Annotated in this window: 10 protein-coding genes; 5 read left to right on the plus strand and 5 right to left on the minus strand. The window is 36.0% G+C overall.

Features of this window, described 5'->3' with window-relative positions:
* The first annotated feature begins 371 nt into the window (after positions 1-371).
* Positions 372-3,239 (plus strand): M16 family metallopeptidase, encoded by a 2,868-nt coding sequence (locus CQ022_RS20925; protein ID WP_105684416.1) that lies wholly within the window; start codon positions 372-374, stop codon positions 3,237-3,239.
* Positions 3,240-3,326: 87 nt separating this feature from the next.
* Here the strand turns inward: CQ022_RS20925 and CQ022_RS20930 are convergent, their stop codons facing one another.
* The 3 genes from CQ022_RS20930 to CQ022_RS20940 all read right to left on the minus strand — a co-directional run bounded on the left by CQ022_RS20930 (position 3,327) and on the right by CQ022_RS20940 (position 7,609).
* Entirely contained in the window at positions 3,327-4,403 is a 1,077-nt protein-coding gene (locus CQ022_RS20930; protein ID WP_105684417.1) for a GNAT family N-acetyltransferase, read from the minus strand.
* Positions 4,400-5,398: a polysaccharide deacetylase family protein gene (locus CQ022_RS20935; protein WP_105684418.1), complete on the minus strand. Its 999-nt coding sequence runs from the start codon at positions 5,396-5,398 to the stop codon at positions 4,400-4,402. Before CQ022_RS20935 ends, CQ022_RS20930 begins: the two co-directional genes overlap by 4 nt.
* A gap of 72 nt (positions 5,399-5,470) precedes the next feature.
* A complete protein-coding gene (locus CQ022_RS20940) occupies positions 5,471-7,609 on the minus strand; it encodes a S46 family peptidase (RefSeq protein ID WP_105684419.1) in 2,139 nt (712 codons plus the stop codon).
* Positions 7,610-7,906: 297 nt separating this feature from the next.
* Here CQ022_RS20940 and CQ022_RS20945 point away from each other — a divergent pair, with 297 nt between their 5' ends.
* The gene (locus CQ022_RS20945; protein ID WP_228421840.1) at positions 7,907-8,392 is read left to right on the plus strand and encodes a copper resistance protein NlpE; all 486 of its coding nucleotides are present in this window, start codon (positions 7,907-7,909) and stop codon (positions 8,390-8,392) included.
* A 39-nt stretch (positions 8,393-8,431) separates the two neighbouring features.
* On the opposite strand, the gene CQ022_RS20950 is transcribed toward CQ022_RS20945, so the two are convergent.
* On the minus strand, positions 8,432-9,079 hold the full coding sequence (locus CQ022_RS20950; RefSeq protein WP_105684420.1) for an MgtC/SapB family protein: 648 nt from the start codon (positions 9,077-9,079) through the stop codon (positions 8,432-8,434).
* 201 nt (positions 9,080-9,280) lie between these two features.
* Here CQ022_RS20950 and CQ022_RS20955 point away from each other — a divergent pair, with 201 nt between their 5' ends.
* The 3 genes from CQ022_RS20955 to CQ022_RS20965 all read left to right on the plus strand — a co-directional run bounded on the left by CQ022_RS20955 (position 9,281) and on the right by CQ022_RS20965 (position 11,145).
* Positions 9,281-9,865 carry a hypothetical protein gene (locus CQ022_RS20955; RefSeq protein ID WP_123864464.1) on the plus strand — a complete coding sequence of 195 codons (585 nt, stop codon included), beginning with the start codon at positions 9,281-9,283 and terminating at the stop codon, positions 9,863-9,865.
* A 15-nt stretch (positions 9,866-9,880) separates the two neighbouring features.
* Positions 9,881-10,279 (plus strand): immunity 22 family protein, encoded by a 399-nt coding sequence (locus CQ022_RS20960; protein WP_105684422.1) that lies wholly within the window; start codon positions 9,881-9,883, stop codon positions 10,277-10,279.
* A gap of 131 nt (positions 10,280-10,410) precedes the next feature.
* The gene (locus CQ022_RS20965; protein ID WP_105684423.1) at positions 10,411-11,145 is read left to right on the plus strand and encodes a protein phosphatase 2C domain-containing protein; all 735 of its coding nucleotides are present in this window, start codon (positions 10,411-10,413) and stop codon (positions 11,143-11,145) included.
* Between the two features lie 89 nt (positions 11,146-11,234).
* On the opposite strand, the gene polA is transcribed toward CQ022_RS20965, so the two are convergent.
* Positions 11,235-14,075 (minus strand): DNA polymerase I, encoded by a 2,841-nt coding sequence (polA, locus tag CQ022_RS20970; protein ID WP_105684424.1) that lies wholly within the window; start codon positions 14,073-14,075, stop codon positions 11,235-11,237.
* Positions 14,076-14,227 lie beyond the last annotated feature (152 nt).

Here is a 14,227-nt window from a genome sequence, read left to right on the forward strand (position 1 = left end):
CATTTATAATTTATAATTCCTTTCCCTCTTCTCCCCTAGCCCTGATAGAAATGGTTACCCCGCAGCTTGGGTTGGAGCGTGGGTGGGTCTGAGCGTGGGAGCGTGCAGGCGCGAGGAGTAGAAATGGATAGCAGGAAATAGCTCCTGAGAAATAAATGCCCATTTTCTATAGACAGTCATAAATAATAAAGGGGGTACATTATATAATATATAAGAGGAAACTGCATTAGTAAAAACTGTTTGTGCCTCATGATTCACCTTTTCAACTGTAACAATAGATGTAATAATGATAAAAAAGAGTCAACACTTTTTTTTGATTCCTTACATTTGTAGTGCATTCCGGTTTCTAAGGAATGAAATGAGTTTTATATATGACAGACAGACAACATAAGGAAACGGTACATACGGATAAAAACCAATACGAATATATTACGGTAACACATGACGAGAATAACGTCAGAATCTATACTTTGAAAAATGGATTAAAGGTTTTTCTTGCTCAAAATTTTGATGCTCCAAGGATACAGACCTTCATTCCCGTAAGGACAGGAAGCAATAATGATCCGGCTGATAATACAGGGCTTGCTCATTATCTAGAGCATATGATGTTTAAAGGAACTTCTCGTATTGGAACTCAGAACTGGGAAAAGGAAAAGGAACTTCTCGACCAGATCTCGGCATTGTATGAAGCGCATAAAGCAGAACAGCATCCTGAAAAGAAAAAGGAAATCTATAAAAAGATTGATGAAGTTTCTCAGGAAGCCAGTCAATATGCCATTGCCAATGAATATGACAAAGCGATTTCTTCTCTGGGAGCGAGTGGAACCAATGCCCACACCTGGTTTGATGAAACGGTATACAAAAATAATATTCCGAACAACGAGCTTGAAAAATGGCTGAAAATAGAAAAGGAAAGGTTTTCTGAAATTGTACTTCGTCTTTTCCATACCGAGCTGGAATCCGTATATGAGGAGTTTAACAGGGCGCAGGACAATGATACAAGACTTGTGAGTTCCGAACTGATGGATGCTCTTTTTCCTACTCATCCTAATGGGCAGCAAACGACACTGGGAAGGCCGGAGCATTTAAAAAATCCTTCAATGAAGGCTATTCACAAATATTTCGATGAATATTATGTTCCTAATAATTATGCCATGGTATTGGTTGGGGATCTTGATTTTGATAAGACCATTCAGTTAATCGATCACTATTTCGGCACATTACCTTATAAGGAACTTCCTAAGAAGACTCCAATTATTGAACAACCTATTACAAAAGTTGTAACAAGAACAGTGAAAAGCCCTACTACTCCACGCACTCAGCTGGCATGGAGAACAGAAAGCTATGGAACAAGAGAAGCTATGCTGGTGGATGTAATAGCGAATATACTCAGCAACAGAGGGGAAGCCGGATTACTGGATCTGCATATTAATCAGACTCAGAAAATGCTTTGGGCTCAGGCTTTTTCTGTGGGGTTAAGACAGTATGGATATTTTTCCATCGTTGCTGTTCCTAAGGAAACACAAACTCTGGAGGAAGCAAAGAATATGGTACTGGACGAAATTGAACTGATCAAGAAAGGAGATTTTCCGGATTGGATGCTTCCCGCCATCATTAATGATTTCAAACTTCAGAGAATGAAAGGCCTTGAAACAGCTGAAGGTCTTGCTACCACGCTATATGATTCTTATATAAAAGGAAGAACCTGGGAAGAAGAACTGAATGAAATGGATGAGTATGCTTCTTTCACTAAAGAAGATATTGTGAATTTTGCCCATGATTTTTTCAAAGAAAACTATGTGGTTATCAATAAAGAAAAAGGGGTAAATGACAAATTGATCAGGGTTGACAACCCGGGAATCACTCCTGTTAAAATTAACCGTGATACACAATCTGAATTTTTAAAAGATATTTTAGCGGATAAAACCGAGGATATTAAACCTGAGTTTATCGATTATCAGAAAGAAATTATCACAGATCAGCGTAACGGAAAGAAACTAAGCTTCGTAAAGAATAAGTATAACGATATTGCCCAGCTGCATTTTATTTTTCCTTTGGGAAGTGATAATGACAGGGATCTAGGAATTTCCACTCAGCTTCTGCAGTATTTGGGAACAGATACCCATTCACCGGAAGATTTGAAAAAGGAATTTTTCAAAATCGGAATCAGCAATGATTTTAAAACAACAAACAACCAGCTGATTATATCTCTAAGCGGACTGGAAGAAAATATAGAAAAAGGAATTGCTCTTTTACAGCATTGGATGCAGGATGTAAAACCTGATCAGGAAATCTACAATCAGTTTGTGGGTACAGTATTGGAAAACCGTCAGGCTATCAAGAAAGATAAAAACCGTATTATAACTGCTTTAAACAATTACACAAAACTGGGCAGCAACTCACGTTTTACGGATGTCATTTCCAGGGAAGAGCTTGAAAGCAGCAATTCTGAAGTATTCACAGACAGAATGAAAAAGCTTTTCAAATATCCTTACCAGGTATTTTTCTACGGTAAAAATTTTGAAAACTTCAAAGAATATATCGGCCAGTATATAGAAACTGAGAGCCTTCAGATACCCGAAGCCAAGCAATATCCGGAACCTGCAACGGGAGGACATGTCAATTTCATCAACTATGATATGGTTCAGATGGAAATGAGCAAGATTGGTAAAGGAAACGAAGTGAACCCACTTCATTTTGGAAAGATCAATGTTTTCAATGAATATTTTGGAAGAGGATTATCTTCGATTGTTTTCCAGGAAATGCGTGAAAGTAAAAGTCTTGCCTATTCAGCCTATGTTTCTTACGCAGCCAACTCTGAGCTGAAGCACCCTGACTATGTAACCACTTATATCGGAACACAGCCTGACAAACTAATGATTGCAGTGGATACCCTGAACGAACTGATGAACGAACTTCCCGAAGTACCTATTCAGTTTGAGAATGCCAGAAATGCAGCGCTGAAGCAGATTGCTTCAACAAGGGTTACCCGAAATAATATATTTTTTAATACCTTAAGACTGCAGAAGCTCAATATTCATCATGATTTCAGAAAGAATATTTATGAACAGATCCAGAGCCTGGAGTTTGAAGGTATCAAACAGTTTTATCAGACAGAAGTCCAATCAATACATTTTAATACAGCCATTATCGGTAAAAAAGAGAATCTTGATATGGAAGCTGTCAATAAAATGGGAACATTTAAAGAAGTAAGCCTGAAAGATATTTTCGGACATTAAAAAAACAAACCGCCTGATAGTGTTATCAGGCGGTTTATTTTTTATAAATGATGAATGATAATTTATAATTCATCATTTCTCATTCTTTTACGTCATCATACAATCTCCGTCTCCATCCTGATAGTTTGGGTTAAAATTATCGGGAAGTAATTTCAGAAGATTTTTATGAAACAGATACGCTCTTGTGAAATCACGTTCGTAGATAGGGGAAAGCCCTTTTGATTGTTGTATTTCCTTGTTCAAAACAGTTTGATAAGAGGTAAAACCTTTCACTTTGTGGGTAACAATAAAGTAATTTAAAAACCGGACAACCTCATCTGCATCACCATTCGGAAAAAAGTAAGGAATTTTAAGATATCCATCACGAAGCTGCAACAAGAGACAGGCTTTAATTTTCTGATCCTGATCGAAAATTTTAATCCAGAAATATTTAAATGTATCGGCAAAACTGGAAAAAAGGTATTTTTCATCTTTTTCACCCTCCAAAACCCAGGGATGATTGATAAAAGTATTGATTTCATCTGCATCACGTCTCCCAGAAAATCCATTGATAAAATCTGCACTTTCTTTGTCAATCTGATCCAGAACTTCATATTTGAAGTTGGGTTTTGACACAATCAGGTTCTTTATTGAAATAAGTCCGTTGGCCGTAGCATCAAGGATTTGAAAAATAGGTTTCAATGACTGGGTTTCCGGTTTTTTCTCCGGAATCATTTTAGCAGCATCGGTTCTGAAGTAATACCGCTTTCCTTCTTTTGGGAAAACGTATTCAAAAACGCCCATTATATTGTAAAGCGCTTCTGCTTCTTTGGTAAATTCTGTAATGGCAATTCTCCCTTCGTATTCTTCAAAAACTTTTTTAAGCAATGCTTTTGCCGGTCTTTTTTTTCTGTACTCGGGGTTTGCATACAACGTACTGAGCCACGCATATCGGATTTCTTTTCGATCAATGATAAAAGAATCCGGAAAACAGCCTACATAACCGATAAGTTTTTCTTCATAAAAAGCAAGAATAAGAAGTGTATCCTCGTCTGATGCCTTTGGATTCTGAATATGAGACTGGGCACGATGCTTTGTAATGGGAAGAAAATCATATTGCTGAAAATCTCCGGTTGATATAAAATCTTCCAGTTCTTTTCTGTTATATGTTTTCAGGGTTATCATTTTCTTATAATCATGTTTTTATTGATGAGCTTTTTCAGTCGGAAATAAGCCATTTCCTTTTTTAATATCTGTGCTCCGCTCTCTCCCATTTCCATTGGAATTCTCTGAAAATTTCTTTTTATACTGTCTAGTTTTATCCCAGCACATCCAAAGCTGCAGTAGATTTCCTCATTTTTATAGAGCTCATCAAAAAAGTCTTTCTTTACTTCAAAATCGGTAAACGGAAAGGCGAAACTTTCGTACAGGAAGCCATTTTCTTTTAAATAAGCAAAAGTCTTATCCGTTGTTTCCATCTGTTCTTTCAGAGATAAATCTCCATATTTCGGATGATCCCAGCTGTGCGAAGAAATTCCGAAGCCTTTACGGGTAAGTTCTTTTAATTCTGCTGTGGTTAAATAAGGCTTATATTCTTGGGAATATGCTTTAAAATCTATTTCAAATTTTTCTGCAAGCTGATCCAGAATATCTTTTTCCTGATAATTTATAGATAAAATTTTCTTTTGTAAAATGCTCCTGTCTGCGTTTTTCAGCGAAAAGATAAAATAAATTTCAGGATCTATGGTTTTTATTTTTTCAGCAGCATCCGCAAGCAAACTTGCCTTGCATCTGAACATCATCTCTTTATTGTCTATGAAAGCAGGATTGATAAAATTACAGGCATAAATTCCTTTACGCTCCAACACAGGCACCGCTACATCATAAAACTCTCTGAAGCCATCATCAAAAGTGAGCAAAGCAATCTTTTTTGCGGGTTTAAAATTTCCAGCTTTATATTCCTTGAATTCCTGCCAGTCGACAAACTGAAAATTCTTTGCCATATGATCCAGATCTTCTTCAAACTGTCTGGTATTCTTATAGCGGATCACATGTTTTAAATGAGGAAGTTCTTTGTCGGAAACACTGTGATAAAGTGGCAGACAGTAATCCAGCGGAAAAGATTTCCCGATATTTTCAGATTCGAAGGCTGCCAGTACATTGATGATCCTGTCTTTCATCTTATTTAAAATAAAAAAGAATCTATTTAAAACTCGGTTTAAATAGATTCTTAAAGATATAACTTTTAAAAATTATTTTATAATCTTCATTTCATCAACAAGCCACTTTGAGTCAGCGAACTTTTCGATGATGAAAAGGATATATTTCGTGTCTACCATGATGTTTCTGCTGAAACGAGGATCATAGTTGATATCACTCATTGTTCCTTCCCACTGTCTGTCGAAATTCAATCCAACAAGGTTTCCGTTGGCATCAAGAGCAGGGCTTCCTGAGTTTCCTCCGGTTGTGTGGTTGGTAGCAGTAAATCCTACAGGAACATCACCTGTTTTATCTTTATAGCTTCCGAAATCTTTTTTGTTGTAAAGATCAATCAGTTTCTTTGGAACATCAAATTCATAATCTCCAGGAACATATTTTTCCATTACTCCGGCAAGGTGAGTCTGGTATCCGTAAGAAACCGCATCTCTAGGAGTAGAACCTTTTACTTTACCATACGTTACACGAAGCGTAGAGTTCGCATCCGGGAAGAACTTTCTGTCTTTATCCGTCTGCATCTGCTGTGCCATGAACTTCTTCTGTAAAGCATCAATTTTTGCCTGAAGTGAAGTATACTGTGGATCAGCAGTTTTCATATAGGTTTCTCTCATAGAAACATACAGCTGATAAATAGGATCTTTCTTTAACGTTTTGATCAGTTTATCCTGATTAGAAAATGCTTTCTCAATATCTGCAGTCAATGCTCCTCCGTTTACCACAGTTCTTCCTGTGATAATAGAGTTTTTAGACATATCTTCCACTACTGGAATATTAGCATTCTCATCTTTATATTTATTGAATCCTGCTGGTAAAAACTGTGGTGCAGTTTTATTAACATATAAAGCCAATAACTTTGCGGTTACTTTAGCATCAAGCTCTGCACTGTAATCCTTATAGAAAGAAGTTAATTTTGATTTTAACTTTGAAAGTTCCTTCTCATCCATTCTTCCGGCTTCTACAGAAGCTACAAAATCATAATAATCACCGGCAAGTTTCAAAGTCTCTGCATTTCTGATTACTTCTGTATAATACGCATTGTTTAATGCATAAGGAGCCTGATCATTGTAAAGTTTATTCAACTGATCCAAAGTAGTCTTGATCTCCGGGTTTTTAGCCACCAAAGAACCTTCATACATTACTTTCTTTTCTACAGCATTGGATTTTTTCAATCCTTCTACTTCACCAATCCACTTTTTCCAGTAGTTAGCTACTGAAGCATATTTTGAAGCATATTTAATACGTGTTTCATTGTCAACACGCATCTTTTCGTCCAATGTTTTCAACGCAACATCACGTACCGCAATTCTTGCAGGATCAATATCCTTCATGATTTTCTCAACACCAACTGCAGGAAGATATTCTGTAGTTCTTCCCGGGAATCCGAATACAAAAGTAAAATCGTTCTCGTTTTTATCTTTTATAGAAACCGGTAAGTAGTGTTTAGGAACGTAAGGCACGTTATCTTTTGAATATTCTGCAGGTCGGTTATTCTTATCTGCATAGATTCTGAACATAGAGAAATCTCCGGTGTGTCTAGGCCAAACCCAGTTGTCTGTATCACTCCCGAATTTCCCGATGCTTTGAGGCGGTGCTCCTACAAGACGGATATCTTTATACGTTTCGATGGTATAAGCATAGTATTTGTTTCCATAATACATAGGTTTTACCATGATCGACTGGTAAGATTCAATTTTCTGAGAGTTTTTGTACACCTCAATATTGTTGTTGATCTTTTTAGTCAGTTCAGGCTCTGTAAGATTATCTGTTCCTTCTAAAATATGATCAGTAACTTCTTTTATATCTACAATAAAATCCACTTTTACTCCCGGATTAGGAAGCTCTCCTTCTGTATTTTTTGCCCAGAATCCATTCGAAAGAAGGTCATTCTGAACTGTAGAATGTGCCTGAATCTGCCCAAAACCACAGTGATGGTTCGTTAAAAGCAATCCTTTAGGCGAAATAATTTCTGCAGTACATCCGCCGTTAAACTGTACAACCGCATCCTTAATGCTTGGCTTCTGAGGATTGAAAATATCTTTTGCAGAAATCTTCATTCCTAAATCCTTCATTTCCTTTTCATTCAGCTCTGTAGGAATCCACATTCCTCCATATTGTTGCGCAAATGCCATTGCAGCCGGCAAAAGAAATACAGATAAAAGTATCTTTTTTGTCATAATCAAAATTTTGCCCCAATTTACGAAGAAAAATAAGAATAGACTTTATAAAACGGGCGGAAAAGTTGTTAAGAGTAGATTTTTGTAAAAAGTAAAATGTATTAATGAAGGAAAAGCAGAAAATTCATTTAATGTATAAAATAAACCAGAACCGTATACTGACAACTATCAACTATCAACCAGCAACATTAAACGTTAAACATTAAACTTTAAACATTAAGCTCCCACCTCCCTCTGGCTTAATTTTTGTTTATTGGAAGTAACTTTATTATTAAAAACATACTTAAATTATTTATTATGATGAAAAGCAAAATGCTCATGTTGGGAATGGTATCAACTCTATTTTTAGCTTCATGTACTAAAAAAGAAACCACTGAAACAACGGCTAACACAGATTCTGCAACAGCAGTTCAGCCTGTAGCTGCAGACAGCATCACTAAAGCAACGCCTACAGCTGCGGGTGACACCTCTGAAAATGCATTGGACTGGGCCGGTACGTATGAAGCAACTGTTCCATGTGCTGACTGTCCGGGAATCAAGACTTCTTTAACATTGAACAATGATAAAACATTCAGCATTACTGAAGAATATCTTGACAGAAATTCAAAGAACCAGGATAAAGGAACTTTTGCATGGGATGCTACAGGAAGTATGATTACGTTAAAAGGCAAATCAGCCAATTATAAATATAAGGTTGGAGAGAATATGCTGATCCAGCTGGATATGGAAGGAAAAGAGATTGACGGTCCCAACAAGGATCTTTACATTTTCAAGAAAAAATAAAAATAAAGGCTCAGGCCTTTATTTTTTTGCTTTTATCCGTTAAAACTGATAGGCTGAGATCTTGGGATCATCTATCAGCCGTTTGATGATTTCTTCATGATGAATATTTTTTCCTGTCAGTCTCCAGATAACGGTTAGATTTCCCGTTGAATATTGTTGTTTAAGCATCTGATATCTTAAATGATGGCCTTTGAAGATCGTCTCACAATACTGAATATCCTCCGCATTCGTTAAAGCAATCTTATATTCTCTTACTTTATTATAATTATCAATAAAGCTCTGAAGATAGGTTAAGGCACTCAGAACAATCAAAACCAAAGCAGTTCCCAACAATGCAATATAAACATAGCCGGAACCTACAGCCATTCCAATAGAAGCTGTGGCCCAAATGGTTGTTGCGGTAGTAATTCCTTCAATTTTATTATCTCCTTTAAAAATAACGCCTGCTCCCAGAAACCCGATTCCCGTAATGATATTGGCTGCAAGACGATCGGGATTGGCAACCCCTATTTTTATAGAAAGTATCGTAAACAGGCAGGCACCGAAACACACCAGAATAAAAGTTCTGAGACCGGCAGATTTATTACGGTATTCACGTTCAGCACCAATGAACAGTCCTAAAATAACAGAAATAAGGATAAGCAGCAATTCATTTTTAATAGCATAATGATCCTGAAGAAAATCCATTTTTTAAAATTTAAACTAAGAATAAATTTACAATAAATTACCATTAAGGAACTATTTTTGCTGCGCAGATTTTGTGTTGTCACCCCAAAAAATTTATTTCACGAAAAAACTTTTGTAATATTACATTTTAATAGTAACCATTCTCTTATATAAAAGAATTACCAAAGACAATCAACAAAGAGACTGTAATAGAAATACCCTATGAAAAACCTTATTTTCGCCTTGTTTACGATGCTATCCGGAATGACATTTTTCCAAGCTCAAAAAGTGTTTAATGAAAACTATTCTTTTAAAAGCGATGGATCAACGGTGGCTTTTGTACCTATTATCAACAATTTTGAAGACAATGATGTCATTACAAAGAAAATTTTAAAGGATACTCTTCAATTAAAATTTAATGATGTAGCCGTTTTGCGTGCTAATATGGATGCAAAAGTGATGGATATTTTAAAGAAAGTCGCTGAAAAAGATTATAAATCTAAAGAAGTAAAAATGTTTCCCAGTCTTACCACTATTATCAGTACTGAGGAAATGAATTATATTAAAGAAAAATTCGGTAGTGCGGATTTATTGCTGCTTCCGGTTGTGTTCAATGTTAACCAATCTATGGGAATGACTTTTGGAAATTCATTATTTAGGCTCTATGATCTTAATAACGGGGATTTTATTCAGCAGTTTTCAGAAAAAATCAATGTTAATATAGGAGATGCCGCAGGTTTCGCTATCATGACCGGTATGCTTATCAGCGGTGAAAAATCTCACCTGCTAAAAAATATCAAAAAATAATACTTATATAAAATTATGGATAAAGAAATTTCACACTTCTGGTTAGGATATTTTAAAAATGAAGAAGACTTTTATGCTTTTGTAGAAGAAGATGAAAATTATTATATAGAAGAAGAGAATGACGATCAGTATGTTTCCAAATTCGCGGAATCACAGAATATCAAGTGGTTTGACGATGACTTTATAGAATATGGTTTTGAGGATGAAAGCCTTAGTCTTTATGACAAATTTGCAGAATATTCTTATGCAGACCAATGGATTCCAATCTTAGAGAAAAAATTGAATGAACTCAGTCTGGATACGCCTATAAATGCGATCATTTTTGCTACAAGATTTGTTATTCCCAATCCTATTTCCGTAGAAAATGATGATTTTGCACTGCATTATGTAGGAGAAATAGAATACGATATTTAAATAATAGAGAAAAACGGATATACAAGCACTGGCAACAAATGATTTATGAAATCACTTGTTGCCATTTTTATAATATAAACAGCATGGAAATAATAAAGTGATTTCTTGAAAATAGGAGTAATTTAGCACCAATGAATTTATATTCTACTCTACAAATCGGGGATTATCATATTAATCACTGTGAAGATGATTTCCTCATCAAAAAAATCGGTTCAGATAAGATTGTATGTGCCATAATGGATGGCTGTTCTACTGCTATGGATAGTCATTTTGCTTCAACACTTGCTGGAAAAATTCTACGTAAAATCATTATTGAAGCTGGATACAAAGCATTATATAAAAAAGACAGCCAAGATAGTCTGGAAGAGGAACTCAGAGAAATCATAAGAGGATTATTCAAAGAACTTCTATTTGTTAAAAATCATCTGATGCTGGATGAAAAAGAGCTATTGACTACTCTTACTATCTTACTTTACGACAACACAACAGACAAAGGAATCATTTTAGCAATTGGTGATGGAGTTGTTTGTATCAATGGAAGTATTACAGAATTTGACCGTAATAATAAACCTGATTATTTGGCTTATCATCTTCATGAAAATTTTGAAGATTGGTATTCTGCTCAGTCTCAGAAAATATTTTTTGATCATTTAAAGGATGTTTCAATTGCGACTGATGGTATTTTAAGCTTTTCAAAAATTAAAAAGACAGACTCCGATGAAGAAATCAACTTTATGGAATATTTAATGATTGATCAGAAAAATAATGAAACGGAAGATATGCTCAACAGAAAACTTAAACAGCTGGAACATCATTATGGTGTAAAGCCAACAGATGATTTGGCTATCATTAGAATGATAAAATAAAATTATTCTAACAATCCAATTGACATTAAAATAAAACTTCCGTCCAAAAGACGGAAGTTTTTTATTTAAGGTTTGATTTACAGTATTGATTAATGAGCTTCCAGCCAGTTATCCCCTACTCCAATTTCTACCAATAGCGGAACCTGTGTTTTTAAGGCATTTTCCATTTCAGTTTTAATCAGTTTTGACGCTGATTCAATCTCATCCACCGGAGATTCAAATATCAATTCGTCATGTACCTGAAGCAGCATTTTTGTTTTTAGCTGTTGTTCTTCAAGTTCCCTGTCTATTTTAATCATGGCAAGCTTTACAACATCTGCGGCACTTCCCTGAACCGGAGCATTTACAGCATTTCTTTCTGCATGACCTCTTACCACAAAGTTGTTGGAATTGATATCTTTTAGGTGGCGTTTTCTTCCTAAAATAGTTTCTACATACCCTAACTGACGTGCTTTGTTCACCTGTTCTGCCATGTATTCCTTTAATTTCGGATAGGTTTCGAAATAGGCTTCAATCATCTGCTTGGCTTCAGTACGCGATAATCCGGTTTGTTCTGCCAGCGCAAAAGCTCCCTGTCCATAAATAATCCCAAAGTTTACGGTTTTAGCCTGGCTTCTCTGGGTTTTGGAAACTTCTTCCAATGGAATTTTAAATAGTTTCGCTGCCGTGGAAGCGTGAATATCTTCTCCATTCTGGAAGGCTTTGATCATATTGTCCTCTCCTGAAATTTCAGCAATCAAACGAAGTTCGATCTGAGAGTAATCGGCAGAAATAATTTTCTTTCCTTCTCCTGAAACAAAGGCTCCACGAATCTGCTGTCCTCTCACCGTTCGGATCGGAATATTTTGCAGGTTCGGGTTTACACTCGCCAAACGGCCTGTAGCAGCAGTGGTTTGTGAGAAATTGGTATGTACTCTGTTATCTTTTTTCTCAATCTGTGAAGGCAAAGCGTCTACATAGGTTGATTTGAGTTTCTGATACGTTCTGTATTCCAGAATATATTTGATGATCTCATGTTTTGAAGATAACTTTTGAAGAACATCTTCTGAGGTTGCATATTGTCCGGTTTTTGTTTTCTTAGCTTTTGGATCCAGCTGTAACTTTTCAAACAGAATCTCCCCCAACTGTTTAGGTGAATTCATATTGAATTCTTCTTCTGAAAGTTCAAAAATCTTCGCTTCCAGTTGTTTCAGATCATTTTCAAGGTCAACACTTTCCTGTGCCAGCCATTTTTCATCCAGAGAAATTCCTGCCAGTTCCATTTTTGCCAACACTTCCATCAAAGGCATTTCAATATTATAGAAAAGCTCTTCCAGGTTTTCTTTTTTCAGTTGTGGGGCAAAAAGCTCATACAACTGGAATGTTACGTCAGCATCTTCTGCGGCATAATCCGTCTGCGTTCTCACATCTGCATCTCTGAAACTACCTTGTTTTTTACCTTTTTTCCCAATGATCGTTTCAATAGATACCGGTTTATAGTTCAGGTATACTTCTGAAAGATAGTCCATGCCATGTCTTCCGTCTGGATTCAACAGATAATGGGCAATCATGGTATCAAACATAGCCCCTTTAACGGTGATGTCGTATTGTTGTAAAACTTTATAATCGTATTTAAGATTATGGGCAATTTTCAACAGGTCTTCTTTTTCAAAAAATGGTCTGAAAATCTCCAGCGTCTGCAAAACTTCTTCTCTGTTTTCAGAAAGAGGAATGTAATAGGCAAGTCCTTTTTTATAGGAGAAACTCATTCCTACCAATTCTGCTTCCAGTTCGTTTAATGAAGTCGTTTCTGTATCAAAGCAAACAACTTTTTGCTGCAGCAGGTTATCTACCAGTTTTTTCTGAGCTTTGGGATTATCTATAAACTGATAAAGATGATCGTTCAGTTCAATGGTAGATTTTGTGGAAGTAGCCTGTTCCAATTCTTCGAAATTGGCAAAAAGATCAAGCTGCATAGCCTGTCCTTTTACTTCTGCCACTGTAGGAGTCTGTTTATCTTTTGCTTCTGCTTCATTTACCGCTACGGTTTCTGTAGCAGCAGGAGCAAAGGCTCTATAAAGATTCTCATATAGTCTTCTGAATTCTATTTCATCAAAGACTTCTTTTACTTTTTCAAAATCCGGAGTTTCCAGGTCATATTGTTCCTGATGGAATTCTACGGGAGCATCACAGATAATGGTTGCCAGTTTTTTAGATAAAATACCACGCTCTGCTGAAGCTTCTACCTTTTCTTTCAGTTTTCCTTTCAGCTTATCTGTATTGGCCAGCAAAGTTTCGATATTTCCGAATTCTTTCAGGAATTTCATCGCCGTTTTCTCTCCTACTCCTTCCAGTCCCGGAATATTATCCGAAGAGTCACCCATCATAGCCAAGAAATCAATAACCTGCTTAGGATCTTCAATTTCATATTTAGCTTTTATCTCTTCAACACCAAGTATTTGGATTTCTCCGCCTTTATAACCAGGCTTATAAATTTTAATTTTATCTGTAACCAGTTGTCCAAAATCTTTATCTGGAGTTACCATAAATACAGTATATCCTTCTTTTTCAGCCTTGCATGCAATCGTTCCGATGACATCATCAGCTTCATATCCTTCAACTCCCAAACGGGGAACATGCATCGCTTCTAAAATTCGATGAATATATGGAACACCAATCTTGATAGCTTCAGGAGTTTCACTTCTGTTGGCCTTATAGTCTGCGTAATCGTTTGTTCGAACACTTGCCTGTCCTACATCAAAAACAACAGCTAAATGCGTTGGCTTTTCTTTTCTGATCAATTCAATCAATGAATTCATAAAACCAAAAATAGCAGTGGTTTCAATTCCTGAATTTGTAAATCGCTGGCTTTTATACATTGCGTGATAACCACGAAAGATCATCGCATAGGCATCGATGAGAAACAGCCTTTTATCTTGTGTTGCGTCCATATTTTGAATAATGAACAAATATAAGAAAATAGGAGTAAAAACTGGAAGTCTGTGGAAGGGTTTCGGGGTGAATTTCGTGAGTCGGGATATGGAATGCAGGGTATGATGATGCTTGTGAATTTTTTCTAAACTATTTATTTATAAATGTTTTT

It is taken from the genome of Chryseobacterium culicis (assembly GCF_002979755.1).
GTDB lineage: Bacteria > Bacteroidota > Bacteroidia > Flavobacteriales > Weeksellaceae > Chryseobacterium > Chryseobacterium culicis_A.